We start from the raw sequence: 15,034 nt of genomic DNA, 5'->3' as shown, positions 1-15,034 counted from the left end.
TAATCACAGGAGGCGATCCACCAATGGCAAAGCCGGATAACCGGGCAGACAATGTTGAGCATTTACAGCAAAGCATTCAGCACACCATGCAGAACCTGCATGAAGCTGAAGACTATTTGAACGAATTCTCTTCTGAAATCAGCAGCAAAGAACGTGAACAGATCGAAGCCAAGAACGAACGCCGTAAAGAAAGCATTAAGGGCTTCCGCGAGGAAGTTAAGGACGAAGCCGCGCATTCCGAAGAGTAGTATAGTAAATGCCAGTTCAAGCGAAAACGGCGGTTCTCCCGGATCATTCCGGGCCGAACCGCCGTTTCGCTTAGGTAATGAAGTCTACAGACCATTGTATCCAATACTCCAGGAATCGCAATTCATCAGAATCCTTCCAAAACCACTTTACCGACCGTTCTTTCCGTTTCCAGCATGGCATGCGCTTTACGCAGATTCTCTGCATTGATGGGCCTCAGCGTTTCATTCGTCGTCGTCCGGATCACACCAGCGTCTACGAGGCGTGCCACTTCATTCAGCAGCTTGTGCTGCTCTATCATGTCCGGCGTTTGGTAGGTGGAGCGGGTGAACATCAATTCCCAGGCGAACGTGACGCTTTTGTTCTTCAGCAAGGTCAGGTTCAGTAATTCCTCCGTCTCCACAATCGAGCATATTTTGCCTTGTGGTGCGATCGCCTCTGCCATATTCGCCCAGTGCTTCCCGGTACTGTTCAAGCAGAGCACATAGTCCACTTGGTCAAATCCGGCAGCCTTTAATTGCGGAACGAACGCCTCGAAATGATTGATGATATGATCCGCTCCAAGCGCCTTCGCCCAGCTCACGGATTCCGGCCGGGATGCGGTGCCAATAACCGTCAGGCCAGAGTTCTTCGCCAATTGTATGGCAATCGATCCAACGCCACCCGCTGCTCCGATAATCAAAAGCGTCTTGCCTGCATTGTCAGCCTTATTCAGGGAAACGCCCAGCCGGTCGTACAAGCTTTCCCAGGCGGTAATCGAGGTTAACGGCAAAGCCGCGGCCTGTGCAAAGTCCAGTGTGGACGGCTTCGCTCCAACAATCCGTTCATCCACCAGATGAAACTCGCTGTTCCCACCGGGACGTATAATGCTTCCGGCATAGTACACTTCGTCGCCAGGACGGAACAAGGTGGATTCCGGGCCAACCTGTTCAACCACGCCCGCAACATCCCAGCCCAGCACTTTCAGTACGCTCTCCTCACGGTTTTTGGGTGAACGGACTTTATAGTCCACAGGATTCACGGAGACCGCTTGTACCCTCACCAGCAGATCCCGGCCCGTCGGGTTCGGCTTGTCCACTTCCACGTCGATCAGACTCTCCGGATTTTCAATGGGCAAATATTTATACAGGCCAACGGCTTTCATGGTTTCCTTCGTCATTGTCATTCTCTCCTTTGAATGGGGTTACGTGCTAACTTGCTTATACTGGCAGTTTAATGTATACACCACATTTCCGGAAGTACGCACATTATTGTGATCTAGTATCAAAACGTATACTGTATGTTCCCCCAACTTCTAAATTGTAGCAAAAAGGGTAACCGCCCCAAGATTAGGAGGGTTACCTTTTTGGTGTGATTCGCTGAGTATAGGCGTAAATAATGACTTTAGTAAGCATCTTAGGGTGATAGCTGTCGCGGCCGCGGCCGGGATAGGCAGCGTCAAAAATGGCGTCGTCCAGTCGATTGACGGTGGCATTCACGACACGAACAAGGTGACTTTCTGGAATATCTTCTTCCAGATCGATCGGCAAGCAAAGTTGGTCCATGGTATATTGAATGTACAAAAGAAACCTCTCCTTTGAAGTGGTTGTGTGGTAACTCCATTTTACCAAAGGATGGTTTCTTTTCGTGATTTTAGAAAGATTTGAAGAAACTTTTTCCGCTTAAACAGCGGAGAGGACGGAACGATTGTGGAAAAGTGGTAGCGATCGCCCTTGTCCCCGGATTTTCACCGCGAAGGAGAATAAATAAAATCTGGGGACAACAGCGATTGGAACAACGGTCCGTTCGCGGAGCGTCCACCCAAGGGCTCACGTTGATCCTACTCCAAAATAAGGGGAAGAGCATTAAGTTCACGGATATATTTCTGTATTAATAGCGGTTTACTGTATAGTTGTTCCCGTAATTATTATCCCAATACGTTTGTCCATTTGCGGTGTAGGAGATAGCGTACTGAATTTGCGTAACACTTGGGTCAATATTGTTAAAGCTGAAGTCCCAGATTTCTACGCTGCCATCGGAGTTCGCCGGTATGGAGTAGCTGGCGTATCCTTCCCTGGTTGTATTCCAGTTATCGGTTGTATATTTGATTTTAACCTCTTTGCTGTAGGCTAAATTTTTGACATATACACTTCCCGAGAAGGTGTTCTCATATAAATCATAGTAAGCGCGAAAAACGTTCGGTTTACCAAGAATGGTTGAACTTTCATTAAAACGGCTGACGGAATAGTTTTGTCCGTTGTTACTGTCCCAATACGTTTGTCCATTGACTTCATACTTAATTGCAAATTGAATCGTTTGGGCATTTGTGAGCTGCGGATTATTATTGCTCATGTTATCGGTGGAAACCATAAAACTCCATTTTTCATGCGTGGAGTCCGTTGGGCCTTGATAGGAGGCGTTCGTATCATACCACTGACCGTCTCCAGGAGTATAGTGAATAGTTACAGTTTTTTGGTTGCCCAGGTTGCTTACTTCGATATTGCCGCTGAATCCAACGTATCCATACTTGTAAAGATATAGATTGGCTGAAGTCAGTTGAACAGGCTGGTCACTGGCAAAGACCGATTGTGCAAACGTTAGCACAAAAACAGCTGCCAAAACCAAAATCGATACACTCTTCTTCATCTTCTTGAACATTTTACGTCAACTCCTATTTTTTGGTATGAAGTTCAGGATAAATATACCATATAATATACCAATAATAAACATATTTTATGTGATTTTCGATGAAATGGATATGATTAGTTTTCATGGATAAGAACGTAACGGCAATCGTTTGCACATTTGCGTAATCTTTTGAACATAAGAATATCTCTGGAACACAGCGATTGGAACAACGGTCCGTTCGCGGAGCGACCACCCAAGTGCCCACATTGATCCTACTTAAAAACAAGGGGCCATCCCAAGCAGCCATTACCTGGCTTTGGGACAGCCCCTTGTTTAAAAAAATATATTCACAGGCATTTTCAGAATCACATTCATTTAATCAGAAATTTTTTTAAGCTCAAAAATAGTTGCCTCTGATAACAAGATAAGCCTATCGTTATTAACAGCTAAAAAGCTTACACCTACAGGTATGCTCATTTTTGTAGAAGGGTCACTTATATCTATTGCCTTTACCTCATCATTTATATTTAAGTCTGGGATATCTATTTTATACAGTCTATAAAAAGAGGTAGAGTTATAGCATGTCGCTATATTCTGATATAATGGATTTTTTAGTTCATATTGATATTTACTATATTTTTTAAGACCTTTTGATGAAAAAAAGTCTTTTTCGATTATAATTTCATCTCCAATAAATTTTTGCCCTGTGGGATATTCAGACGCATCATTATATGAATTTGCAAATCCTAAAAGCTTCTCAACTTTCCAAGTTCCATAGAAATATTTTCCAGTTTCACTGTCCAAGCTTATACGGTCTACAGTACAATATTCAGATTTGTTTTTTGGAATAATAGACTCATCCGATGCAGGTGTAGGCTCACTAGAAGTATTCGGATTTGATGTCGTTTCAACATTTCCACAAGCCGATGCTAGCATCAACATGATCAGAATACAAGCCAATAATGTTTTTTTCACATCTCAAACTCCTACTATAAAGTTATGTTATCGCATGTTTACTCGCTTGCTAACTGAATTAATCCCCGTATGGATTAAAAATCAGTTTTGCCTCAGTATTTTGTTCCAGTTGAGTCGTTACTTTCATCTACCTAGCAGAAATTATATCAGAGCCATTGAAGCGATGAATGACATAAAATTAACATTATTTATGTATAAGGTTAACTTTATGTTATCTAAATCACAAACAACAATATACCCAAATTGAACTTACCCAAGTCGTTTTTTGCTGGTATTACCCCTTCTAAATACAAAAAAAGAAAAACCCAAAGGTGGGCTTTTCTTGAAACTTCATATGTAGGGACCTGTAACCTTTGTCCCCATCATCTCTCCAGTTCCAGCTGTGCGGACTCTAGTCTTTTGAAAAAATCGATTTTTTGATCGACTTTTTCTAACCTCAGATCCAGTTCCTTCCTTTGCTCGATAACTGTCCCGCGATAATTTTCTATAAATTCACGTCTTGCCGTTATGGTTGAGACCCCGCTCTTTTTTACAGCCATTAACTTCTGAATCTCCCGTACAGGCATTCCCATGGACCGAAAGTAATGTAAAGCCTTGAACCATACCATATCGGCTTGGGAATACAGGCGATATCCATTGTCATCCCTTTCTATCCCGTCAATTAATCCGATTTGTTCATAATATCGCAGGGTGTGGATGCTTAGTCCCGTCTCTTCAGCAACTTGTTTGCTCGAAAATTTGTTCTCCATACTTCTATTGTAGCATGGGTTTTAGCCCTATTGCTATCGAGTGCACTCTATACTTTATCATTTCAATTGCAAGTATTCATTTTCATTTAGGAGGAATTCCCCATGCGTGTTTTTGTGACCGGAGCAACAGGTTTCATCGGTTCTGCAGTCATCCCTGAACTCATCGGCGCCGGGCATCAGGTCGTCGGACTTGCCCGGACGGACAAGGCTGCCGCTGCATTGTCGGCGGCTGGCGCGGAAGTGCATCACGGCGGACTCGACGACCTCGAGAGTCTGCGCAGCGGCGCCGCCACAGCAGACGGCGTTATTCATCTTGCTTACAAGCACGACTTCTCGGACTATGCCGGTGCCGTCGCTACCGATCTTCGTGCCGTCGAGACGATCGGAGCAGCTCTTGAGGGCTCCGGCAAGCCGTTTGTCATCACCTCAGGAACAATGATCCTCTCCATGCTGCTCCCGCCGGGACAAACCGGAACAGAAGAAACTGTGGCCCGCGCCGAATTGCCCCGGGGCGGATCAGAATGCTTGGCCATGGCACTGGCTGAGCGCGGTGTGCGGACTTCAGTCGTCCGTCTCTCACCATCCGTGCATGGAGAGGGAGACAAGGGCTTCGTCCCTGCACTGATTGCCATTGCCCGTGACAAGGGGGTGTCCGCTTACATCGGAGACGGCACAAACCGCTGGCCAGCGGTACACCGGCTGGATGCGGCGCGGCTCTTCCGGCTGGCGCTGGAACACGCCCCGGCAGGATCTCGCCTGCACGGGGCCGGAGAGGAAGGGGTCCCATTCCGTGATATCGCCGGTGTCATCGGCCGCCACCTGAACCTGCCTGTGGTCAGTATCCCGCCGGAGGAGGCAAACGCACACTTCGGATTTCTCGGCGCTTTTGCCGGGCGTGATAACCCGACATCGAGCCTACTGACCCAAGAACACCTGAACTGGCGGCCAGAACATCACGGACTGATCGCAGATCTTGAAGAAGGCCACTATTTCAACAACTGAACAGTTTACTTAAACGGATAGATTATTTAAATAAAACAGCGGCAGTCTGGGAGCTATCTTTCGCCTCCTGGACTGCCGCTGTTCCTGCTATTAAGACTCATCAGACCCTTTATTTTCAACCCTTTACTCTCCGCGCACCTGCCGTCTAGGCTTCACCGTTACCCAGCCTATCCCGCATCTCCGCATATGCTTCCGGGGTGCCGACATCGTCAATCGTACCGTCCGTATAGTAAGCCCGTATCTCCTGACGGGAGTGCAGCCATGCAGGAAAATAACTCGGCGCATCCGGGTTGCCGCCTTCGGCGAGATAACGGGAGAATAGCGGCAGCGTAGACCGCTTATAGATATAGAGTGCAAATACGCCAATGTTCGTCCGGGGCGATTGCGGCTTTTCTTCCAAAGAAAGGACCCGCATCTCTGCATCCAGCTCAGCCACGCCAACACTGCGAAGCTCCCGAATATCGTCCACCGTCCGGACCAGAATACAGTCTTTGTCCACCTGATGAAAGTAATTCAGATACCCCTCAAGGCCAAATCCGAGCACATTATCACCGGCCAGAACTAGCAGATCCTCCGACAATTGTTCCCGGTCGATCACAAACTGGATATCGCCAATCGCTCCTAACCGTCCTTCTGGTGAAGAAGTGCCGTCATTCAGAACACGAATCGGCTTCGTTCCCCTATACTGCAGATGCCACTGTTCAAAAGCACGGAAGAAGCGCTCATTCGTCACAATCAGAATCTCCGTAATTTCCTCCAGAACCTCCAGACGGTCCATCAGCAAATCCAGAATCGTCCGGCTTCCTTGAACCGGCAGCAGCGGCTTCGGCGTATCTTTCGTTAACGGGTAGAGCCGGGTTGCATACCCCGCAGCCAAGATCAATGCGATCATTCCTGTTCGCTCCTCTGCTGGACCAATTGTGCTGCAAACAGCGATTGGGACAGCAACACCATGGTTTGCTTGTATACGGCATGGGCCGCTTCGGCATTGCCAAGGAACCCGCCAATATACAGGTGGATTACGCCGTGCAGCGAAGCCCATATGATGCTGACAAGGGTCCCTGTCTCTTCCTGGTCCGATATCTGTCCTTGCTGCTGGGCGGTGCTGATTAGGTTCAACAAGCGGCTCATGGCTGTCATCGTCCCTTGCATACTCTCTGCATCCGGCTTGAATTCGGCAAAAGCCCCTCCAAACATCAGCTTGTAGTAGCTGGTATGATCCTGCCCGAACTGCCAGAAGGCTTCGCCCAAATCCAGCAAATGCTGCAAAAGGTCAGAGGACAGCGGCACTTCTTCAAAACCCTGGGCCAGCAATTTACAGCCCTCCAGATACAGTTGCTGGGCCAGCCCCTCTTTATTGACGAACAAACTGTAAATGATCTTGGTGGAGCAGCCCATTCTTTCCGACACTTTACGCACAGTGACAGCTTCTGGCCCTTCTTCCTGCAAAATGTCCGCAGCCGCATCCACCACAAGCTTACGGAGATTCTCTGTATTTTGCAGACGAGCCTCCTGATATGTTTTCTGTACCCGCCCTGTGGATGATGAGGGCTTGTCTTCGTTATGGATAAATATCACCTCATTCGGATGTCATGTTGTTGACCGGAAACATAGTTACTGCGTTCTACCAGGCATTCTAACCATTTGCAGGAGGGTTGTCAATTGATCCATAAGTTTAAAAAAAAGATTTGACACAAGTGATCCTTCGGGTTACGATGATTCGCATAGGAAACAGTGTTACCACAACAAAACATAGTAATCAGAGGAGCGAAACTTATGAATATTAAAGGAAAGTGGTCACTGATCACCGGGGCCTCTTCGGGCATCGGAGAACAGTTCGCCAGACAACTGGCTAAGGAAGGAAGTCATCTGGTGCTTGTAGCCAGATCCAAAGGCAAACTTGATACGCTTGCCGCCGAATTGACCCGAAGCTATGGGGTTCAGACGCAAGTTATTCCCCTGGATCTATCCATCGAAGGTGCTGCCGGAGAATTGTATCAGAAGTGCCAGCAGCTCAATCTGGTAATTGATCTGTTGGTCAACAATGCGGGGTTTGCCACCCACGGTCTGTTCGAGCAAGTCTCCGGCAAGCGCCAGCATGAAGAAGTGATACTTAATGTCGCCGCTGTAGTGGATATGACTCATTTCTTCCTTCCGGGGATGCTGCACAGGGGTGTTGGCGCTGTTATCAATGTATCGTCTACCGCAGGCTTTCAGCCGCTGCCTTATATGGCCGTCTACGGCGCGACCAAAGCTTTTGTCTTGTCCTTTACCGATGCCCTGTGGTGGGAGAATCGTGACCGTGGCGTTCAATTCTTTGCTCTGTGCCCCGGCTCGACGGATACGAATTTCTTCAATGTCGTTGGCTCGGAGGATGCTTCTGTCGGTGCGAAGGACACGCCGGAGCGTGTAGTAGCAGTCACCCTCCGCGCTATGAACAAAGGAAAACAGTACGTTGTTCCGGGATTCCAGAATTATCTGGGCGCCCAGATTTCCCGCTTCATGACCCGCAGACAGAGTCTGCGACTAGTTGGGGGCATGCTTCGCCCCAAGAAACAATAAGGAGGATTCATAATGTCCACAGAACCAAAGCAACGCAAACGTTCAACACGTCAACAAGTCGGCAGATGGAGCTTGGCCCTGCTCGGGGTAATTGTACTGGGAATCGCTGTTTTTCTGCTGATACCTGCTCCGGTAGATCCCGCTGTATGGTCTGCGCCCGCCGCCCCTTCTTTTGAGAAAGACGGTCCCTGGAAAGAAAACAGCAAGCTCAGCTCGGCAGAGCTGGTTACAGACCGCGCCAAGTTCCCGGAATTCATTACTTTTGATGCACAAGGAAGGCTATATACGGGGGACTCCGACGGCAAAATTTACAGAGTAGCCTTTGACACGGCAGGTAAAGCGCAGCCGGCTGAAGTGTTCGCCGATACCCATGGAACCCCTAACGGACTGAAATTCGACGCAGCGGGGAATCTGATTGTAGCAGATATTCAGAAAGGGCTGCTGTCGATTGACCCGGAGGGAAAAGTTGAAGTGCTGACCAATCAAGTGGAGGGTGGACCAATCTACCTGGCGAACGAGCTGGACATTGCGCAGGACGGATCGATCTATTTCTCGGATACCTCTAACTATGGCAAGGTCATGTTCAAAGAAATTGCCGAGAACAAACCGCATGGACGCTTGCTGAAATATGATCCGCAGACCAAGCAGACGAGTGTTTTACTTGAGGACTTATATTTTGCCAATGGGGTAGCCTTGTCTGCCGATGAAGATTTTGTGCTCGTGGCCGAATCGTATCATTATCAGCTAACCCGATACTGGCTGAAGGGGGCCAAGCAGGGTACCTCGGATATTTTTGCCGATAATATTGCTGGATTCCCGGACAACATCACACGTGATGCGCAGGGACATTTCTGGGTAGGGGTATTCACAACCCGTTTGCCTTTTGCCGACTACATGCACAGTCATCCCTGGTTAGCAGCTACAATGTCCAAAGTTCCACAATCTATGTTAAATGGAGCCAGTGCGCCGGTGAAGCATGGACTGGTTGCGGAATATGGACCCGAAGGGGAACTTGTGAATAGCTGGCATGATCCTGAAGGTACATTGTATGGCATCACCACTGCCGTAAGCCAGGGCGGATATTTATATCTCGGAACCGCACCGGGAGGAAGCCAGGGCGTTCATCGGGTGCTTATGAATCCTTAAGGTAGTGTTCATGCTATATTCATCCACCCCACTACCACTTTAAGGCATGCCAAACAGCAGCTCACTCCATACAGGGTGAGCTGCTGTTCATATTGGGGCATTTTCTTCCTACCCTCCAAACGCTACGCGCGTGGACGAAACGCCACACCATCGATCTGAACCTTAAGTCCATCCGGCCCGCCTACATGCGCGAACTCCGTGGAGATCGTTTTCCGGGCAGGGTATTTTCCTTGGAATCTACGCTTGAACACCGCCTCCATCACCGGAATATCCCACACATCCCGCAGCAAAATATCCAGCTTTACCACGTCCGTAAGCGTCAGCCCCACTTGCTGCAACCGGTCACTCATATGATCCAGCGCACCTTCCACCTGCTCCTCCACCGTTCCCCCCACATTGCCCACACAGAAGCTGAGGAAAATAAAATCCCCCGCCTCCACAAATCCGGAATACGCATACTCCTCATTCACATCATGCCTAACAATCTCGCCCATGCCTCTGCTCGTCTCCTTATCATTTCAAGTTACTTTCATTATAGAGGGGAAACCGGACAGCTGTATGTCGTGGTTTGGGAGGGTATTTATGGTAATATTGTACGAAGGTTTACTTTATTCTATATAACAGAGGATTATTGTGGAAAGAGGAGAACCATGAAGCGATTCCTGAAATCTAAGTCTTTTCTGATTACATCCATCCTGTTTAGCCTGTTGTTCATTGTGAATATAGTATCCACCCCCGACAGCACGTCATCGGACATTGTACTCAGTATGACCAAATGTATATTGGCGGGTGTGCTTAGCGGCTTTATTTTTGGCGGAATAATCTTTCTTTTGCTGAATAAGAAAACAACTTAACCTTAGACACCAGCATGGCGCAGTTCAGGAAGCTTCAATACAACCTGCCCCAGACACTCCGCCAGCACCTCATGATATCGCCGATCCTGTTCTTCCGTGATCTCTTCACGCAATGTTTCAAACAGAGCCAGACAACGCTTGAAATTCCCGTCATGACTGGACTGGTGAGCCAGCATTAGAGATTGTATCGTCCAGTCCAGCGCCTCCGGCACTCTGCCCGCCCGCTCATGATATAACGCCAAGTGATAACAATAGCTGTAATAATGCGAAATATTGCCTGCATCCTCATACTCCCCAAATCCGGCACTCTGTTCCGTGAACATATGCAGCAGATCATCCACATCAAGCCCGTACTGGACCGCAGCCTGTAAAATAGTCCCAAGCCCCGGCAGCAACTCCTCGGGATTATCCTGTAAGAATCGTGCGTACCCCTCCAGTAGTTCCGTCTTACCGGACAGAATCTCCACGATGTATAAGTTGGCACGAGCCAGAACCCGGAACTCCTCGGCAATCTCCTGCCCTTCCTCCCCCAAATCCTCCATCCAGCCCAGCTCGGCATAACGGTATATGGATTCTTTTGCCTCATCATACTTCCCCTGCTTCTGGCACACGATGCCCCGCATCAGATGACTGAACCCAAAATAATAGACCAGTGGACGCTCCGTATCCAGAGTCGGTACCGGAAGATTCTTAGCCTTGTGATACTGCCGCTCCTCATAGATGCACTGCGCATAGCTGTACAGAATACCCGCCGTATTCAGCATCTTGTCCCAATCCTCGAAGCGATAAGCCATTTCCAGCATTTCAACCATAATATCCGGCTTGAGTGATTTCAGAATGGAAGGGCGCACGGGTGGAGCCTCCTTTTTTATCCATTTTCAGTTAATTGTATAGCTAATTATATATTAGGTCAATATAAATAGTACTTTTAAGTACAGTTAATCAAATTATTAGTTTGCACTTGATGATCTGTAATGGTCAGCATACCTCTTCTAACCTTAAGTGGAGGTGATAACATGAATTTACCAGAAAGTGTAGGAAATCGGATACGAGAGCTCAGAAAAGCAAAAGGATGGACTCAAGAACAACTGGCAGAAGCAGCATCGCTTCATTACAGTTACATAGGTGGAGTAGAACGGGGAGACCGCAACATTTCTTTGGAGACTCTGGAGAAAATAATAGCTGCCTTCAAAGTACCCGCTATAGAAATTTTCCGTTTTGAGGATGAAACTGACCGCCGTAAGGCATTAGATGAGCATATGACTTTGATCAGTGATAGAAGTACAGAGGAAATAGCAGCACTCACTAAGATTAATCGGGAAGTGATTGCTGCATTTAGATATGAAGACTAAAGTTATCACACTACATTCATAACTAACAGCAAAAAAGTCGTTAATATGTTATGATTTGAAAAAATTTCAAAATACCATTGAAAGGAAAGATTAGATGAAAACAACCCTTAAAAATGTTTTTGGTGTTTCAAAAGATATTTTAAAAAGTTACGTTACGCGTCAAATTGATTACGATTTTAAAGATAAGTTAGAATTAACAGATCACCATATCGTTATTTTCGGGGAGACCAAAGTTGGTAAAACCTTTTTAAGAAAGAAATATATACCGACTACTTCAGATGTTGTAATTGTTGATTGCACCAAAGGCATAAACCTAAATGATATTTACGTTCAAATATTATACAAAGCTGAAATTGAAGTGACTGAAAGAATCACCAAAACAATGGAAGAGTCTAATAAGCTTAAAGGTGAGATTAGTACGAGTTTTCTTGAATTTCTTAAGTCAAAAATAACCGGAGAAAAGTCAGAAAAGGAAAATGTTTCAGAAGTGAAGAAGCCTTATCTTCCGAATACTGTTAGTGTTTTAGTATCCAACGAACTTGAAAAATCAGGGAAACTCACTATAGTTCTTGATGATTTTCATTATCTACCGCTAATTGAACAGTATCAATTGGCCTTTGATTTAAAAATGTTCTATCAAAATGGTATACGATTTATAATCCTAGGTACTAAAATTACTTCTGGTTACTTTGAAAAGTTCAATGGTGAGTTGTCCCATAGAATAGATTACATTGATGCAACTAAATGGAGCAATGAGGAATTAAGAGAAATTGTAGATAAAGGAAGCAATTGTCTAAATATAAAAATCTCTAATCCATTAGTTAATTACTTCGTTGAAGCATCCAATGGTATAGTTGCCGTTTTTCAAGGTTTATTATTTGAATTATGTATTTTTAATGGTATTAAAGAAACTCAAAATGAAGTAACCGAGTTAAAAAACCTCGAACAAGCACAGGGAATTGTTAATACGTACTGGGAAGAAATGAGTAGAACTTATTTTACAAAAATCAAAGATATTGCCGGTGGAGGTCGTAGAAGGAAATTACAACTTTATTATTACATTACAAAAATAGTACTTAACTCCGAACAAGATGTAATCCGTAGAGGTCTTCCCTTTCAATATATATTTGATAAGCTAAAAGATATTCACCCTTTAGGTTCAAGTATAAATCATGGTGCGCTGACTACCGTTCTCAGTCATTTAGATGAATTACAGATAGAAAAAGAAATCTTTCCAAAAGTCTATACTTATTTTGATAAACGTCTCTCAATTGTTGACTCTGATTTCTATTTTATTACTATGCACCTTCCTAAAAGAAGTATAGACGAAATATTACCCCCTCATGAATATGTTATTAACTTGGAAGAACAAGAAGAAGAAATACAATTAAAATTATTTTAGTAGTAAAATGACAAGAATTTACTTCTTATATTTTTATAAGGAAATCAATTAAATTCATTCTATATTTTACATACCGTGTATATAAACACAAAAATTCAATAAAAAGCCCTCCAAATGTTTGATAAACAAAATTGGAGGGCTTTTTCATCGATTTCTCCCCTTCTAATTATTTCTAAACTTGACACGGTAAAGCTAGCCGAAGTATTCAGGAACTTCTCGGTAGGTATGTTCGTCCCCATGTTATTTATTGAACACCGAGGTTCCGATGGCAGAGCCTTGGATGCGTACGTCGAAAGTCACCTAGATATTCGGTCCCGGTTCTTCGATGAAGATGCCCGAGTAGGTGCTGTCTTTGATGGTGTTGCCGGATACACGGCCAGGCTTTGGGCTTTGCCGTTGTTGTTCAGCCAGTAGGTCCAGAAGGCACCGATTTGGTAGCCGAAGTCGCGGTGGGCGGAGCCGGTACGTAGCAGCATGTTGTTTTGAAAGGTTAGGGTTCCGGTCATGGACGGCGGGTTGAAGTTCGTGCCGAGGGCGATTCCTGCGCCTGTCCGCTCGGTATCTGTAAGCAGGTTGCCGATGATTTTGTTGTCTTTGCCGCCATTAAAGGCGATGTTGTTCGCCAGGGTTGAAATCTGAACGATATTGTAGCTGAATGTATTGTTGGTAACCAGGCCGTCTGCCCAGATATTTCCGACTCTGGAGTTCCAGATAGTGAACCGCCATCCAAGTAGCGGCTTGTTCCCGTGTTGTCATCCCCCACGCCCCGGATTCCTGTGTTCAGGATGAAGTTTCCTAATAGAATCCACGCGCCTTTAAAGGGCCACCTGAGTTCTTGACCACGCAGACCGTACTTGATCCCCTAGTCCTGACCTCTTCCTAATAATTCTCCCCGCGATAATAGCGCTCCAGCTTATGCTCCAGGTGAACGAGCTGAGCTTTTTTCTGTTCAATTTCGTCCAAAAGGGCTTGCTTCTGCTCCTCAATGAGCCTGGTTCTCTCCGGCAGGGTAGAGGTTCCGGCTTGGACCATGTCGTGGTACTTCTTGATCTCCTCTATACTCATTCCCGTTTCCCGCAGACATTTCAGAAAGATCAGCCAGCCAATCTCGTCGTCGGTATACAGGCGATTGTTTTGCTCGTTGCGGACTACTGGCTCCAGAAGACCCTTTCGTTCATAAAAGCGAATCGCGCCAATATTTATCCCTACTTTTTTGGCAACCTGTCCAATGGTAAAAATTTTGCTCACCGCCTGACTTTTAGTGTTGACCTACACTTAGTGTAGCATAGTAAGCTGCGAATTGTGGATAGATCATAACTTGCAGAAAGAAGGATGAAGATGACAAGAACCGCTTTTGTAACAGGTGCTAATAAAGGGATCGGCTTTGAAATTGCAAGACAGCTTGGTGAAGCCGGATGGAAGGTATTGCTTGGCGCACGCAGCCTCGAACGGGGGAAGGACGCAGCTTCTGAATTAACCCGCCAAGGGCTGGACGTGGAGTTTCTGCAAATCGATATGACGAATCTGGACAGCATTGAGCAGGCAGCCGTTACCCTTCGCAACAACTATTCTGATGTGACGCTTATCATTAACAATGCCGGCATGCCGGGAGCCTTCTCCAGTTCATTCAGCGATACCCGGGAGGAGCATTTGCGGAACGCTTTTGAGGTGAATTTCTTCGGAACCTTCCGCTTGAATCAACGTCTTTTTCCCTTAATAAAAGAGAATGAAGGAACGATTGTGAATGTCTCCACCGATATGGCGTCCCTTCACTTCATGCAGAGTTCGGAGGTTGCGCTGAATGCGTTCGACTACAATTCCTCCAAAACCGCAAACAATGCGATGACTGTAGCCATGGCCATAGAGCTCAAAAACAGCAAAGCCCAGGTATTTGCAGTAACCCCCGGCTTCACGAAGACGGATCTGAATGGTAATGCGGAAGGCGGGAAATCCAAAGAAGCCGGGGCGGCCATTATTGTAGGCTATGCCACGGATGGCAAACGCCATAACGGAGAGTTTTTGGATGTGAATGGGGTTTACGCGTGGTAATGCTGGTAATGAACGTGCTGTAACCTGCTCGGCTATTAATGCCCAACAACACAAAGGCTCCGTTACCGGAGCCCTGGGCTTTAACCATCT

Annotated in this window: 18 protein-coding genes and 1 pseudogene; 8 read left to right on the top strand and 11 right to left on the bottom strand. The window is 46.3% G+C overall.

The annotated features are described in order from the left end of the window. The first annotated feature begins 23 nt into the window (after positions 1–23). A complete protein-coding gene (gene tlp, locus A3848_RS28035) occupies positions 24–248 on the top strand; it encodes a small acid-soluble spore protein Tlp (RefSeq protein ID WP_074088328.1) in 225 nt (74 codons plus the stop codon). Between the two features lie 125 nt (positions 249–373). On the opposite strand, the gene A3848_RS28030 is transcribed toward tlp, so the two are convergent. The 5 genes and pseudogenes from A3848_RS28030 to A3848_RS28010 form a co-directional block, all read right to left on the bottom strand. Next, complete coding sequence (locus tag A3848_RS28030; RefSeq protein ID WP_074088327.1) at positions 374–1,405, bottom strand: zinc-binding alcohol dehydrogenase family protein; 1,032 nt, start codon at positions 1,403–1,405, stop codon at positions 374–376. A 181-nt stretch (positions 1,406–1,586) separates the two neighbouring features. After that, positions 1,587–1,808: pseudogene (locus A3848_RS28025) on the bottom strand (transposase); the annotation flags it as partial. 307 nt (positions 1,809–2,115) lie between these two features. Then, positions 2,116–2,883 carry a carbohydrate-binding protein gene (locus A3848_RS28020; protein WP_074088326.1) on the bottom strand — a complete coding sequence of 256 codons (768 nt, stop codon included), beginning with the start codon at positions 2,881–2,883 and terminating at the stop codon, positions 2,116–2,118. A 345-nt stretch (positions 2,884–3,228) separates the two neighbouring features. Further along, on the bottom strand, positions 3,229–3,828 hold the full coding sequence (locus A3848_RS28015) for a hypothetical protein (RefSeq protein WP_074088325.1): 600 nt from the start codon (positions 3,826–3,828) through the stop codon (positions 3,229–3,231). Positions 3,829–4,190: 362 nt separating this feature from the next. Next, on the bottom strand, positions 4,191–4,577 hold the full coding sequence (locus A3848_RS28010) for a MerR family transcriptional regulator (protein WP_074088324.1): 387 nt from the start codon (positions 4,575–4,577) through the stop codon (positions 4,191–4,193). Positions 4,578–4,679: 102 nt separating this feature from the next. Here A3848_RS28010 and A3848_RS28005 point away from each other — a divergent pair, with 102 nt between their 5' ends. Beyond that, on the top strand, positions 4,680–5,579 hold the full coding sequence (locus A3848_RS28005) for an SDR family oxidoreductase (RefSeq protein WP_074088323.1): 900 nt from the start codon (positions 4,680–4,682) through the stop codon (positions 5,577–5,579). Between the two features lie 145 nt (positions 5,580–5,724). Here the strand turns inward: A3848_RS28005 and A3848_RS28000 are convergent, their stop codons facing one another. Continuing rightward, positions 5,725–6,471, bottom strand: coding sequence for a nucleotidyltransferase family protein (locus tag A3848_RS28000; RefSeq protein ID WP_074088322.1), 747 nt, complete (start codon positions 6,469–6,471; stop codon positions 5,725–5,727). Continuing rightward, complete coding sequence (locus tag A3848_RS27995; RefSeq protein ID WP_256702577.1) at positions 6,468–7,157, bottom strand: TetR/AcrR family transcriptional regulator; 690 nt, start codon at positions 7,155–7,157, stop codon at positions 6,468–6,470. The genes A3848_RS28000 and A3848_RS27995 overlap by 4 nt, the downstream gene beginning before the upstream one ends. A gap of 198 nt (positions 7,158–7,355) precedes the next feature. On the opposite strand from A3848_RS27995, the gene A3848_RS27990 reads away from it, so the two are divergent. Further along, on the top strand, positions 7,356–8,141 hold the full coding sequence (locus tag A3848_RS27990; protein ID WP_074088321.1) for an SDR family NAD(P)-dependent oxidoreductase: 786 nt from the start codon (positions 7,356–7,358) through the stop codon (positions 8,139–8,141). Between the two features lie 12 nt (positions 8,142–8,153). Next, positions 8,154–9,287, top strand: a complete 1,134-nt coding sequence (locus tag A3848_RS27985) for an SMP-30/gluconolactonase/LRE family protein (protein WP_074088320.1) — start codon at positions 8,154–8,156, stop codon at positions 9,285–9,287. A 122-nt stretch (positions 9,288–9,409) separates the two neighbouring features. Here A3848_RS27985 and A3848_RS27980 read toward each other — a convergent pair whose 3' ends face one another. Further along, positions 9,410–9,781 carry a RidA family protein gene (locus tag A3848_RS27980; RefSeq protein WP_074088319.1) on the bottom strand — a complete coding sequence of 124 codons (372 nt, stop codon included), beginning with the start codon at positions 9,779–9,781 and terminating at the stop codon, positions 9,410–9,412. A gap of 156 nt (positions 9,782–9,937) precedes the next feature. Between A3848_RS27980 and A3848_RS27975 the strand changes: the two genes are divergently transcribed. Beyond that, entirely contained in the window at positions 9,938–10,141 is a 204-nt protein-coding gene (locus A3848_RS27975; RefSeq protein WP_074088318.1) for a hypothetical protein, read from the top strand. A 2-nt stretch (positions 10,142–10,143) separates the two neighbouring features. Here the strand turns inward: A3848_RS27975 and A3848_RS27970 are convergent, their stop codons facing one another. Further along, on the bottom strand, positions 10,144–10,992 hold the full coding sequence (locus A3848_RS27970) for a DNA-binding protein (RefSeq protein WP_083612418.1): 849 nt from the start codon (positions 10,990–10,992) through the stop codon (positions 10,144–10,146). A gap of 165 nt (positions 10,993–11,157) precedes the next feature. Here A3848_RS27970 and A3848_RS27965 point away from each other — a divergent pair, with 165 nt between their 5' ends. Together A3848_RS27965 and A3848_RS27960 are read left to right on the top strand one after the other, a co-directional pair. Continuing rightward, entirely contained in the window at positions 11,158–11,493 is a 336-nt protein-coding gene (locus tag A3848_RS27965) for a helix-turn-helix domain-containing protein (protein ID WP_074088317.1), read from the top strand. A 94-nt stretch (positions 11,494–11,587) separates the two neighbouring features. Continuing rightward, positions 11,588–12,895, top strand: a complete 1,308-nt coding sequence (locus tag A3848_RS27960) for an AAA family ATPase (protein WP_074088316.1) — start codon at positions 11,588–11,590, stop codon at positions 12,893–12,895. A 296-nt stretch (positions 12,896–13,191) separates the two neighbouring features. Here the strand turns inward: A3848_RS27960 and A3848_RS32515 are convergent, their stop codons facing one another. After that, a complete protein-coding gene (locus A3848_RS32515; RefSeq protein WP_178382093.1) occupies positions 13,192–13,371 on the bottom strand; it encodes a hypothetical protein in 180 nt (59 codons plus the stop codon). Positions 13,372–13,774: 403 nt separating this feature from the next. Further along, on the bottom strand, positions 13,775–14,143 hold the full coding sequence (locus A3848_RS27950; protein ID WP_256702576.1) for a MerR family transcriptional regulator: 369 nt from the start codon (positions 14,141–14,143) through the stop codon (positions 13,775–13,777). Positions 14,144–14,227: 84 nt separating this feature from the next. On the opposite strand from A3848_RS27950, the gene A3848_RS27945 reads away from it, so the two are divergent. Then, a complete protein-coding gene (locus A3848_RS27945) occupies positions 14,228–14,944 on the top strand; it encodes an SDR family NAD(P)-dependent oxidoreductase (RefSeq protein WP_256702575.1) in 717 nt (238 codons plus the stop codon). Positions 14,945–15,034 lie beyond the last annotated feature (90 nt).

It is taken from the genome of Paenibacillus sp. P32E (assembly GCF_001909085.1).
Lineage (GTDB): Bacteria > Bacillota > Bacilli > Paenibacillales > Paenibacillaceae > Paenibacillus_AQ > Paenibacillus_AQ helianthi.
Note: the sequence above shows the minus strand (reverse complement) of the source record. Positions and strands in the feature narration are given on the sequence as shown.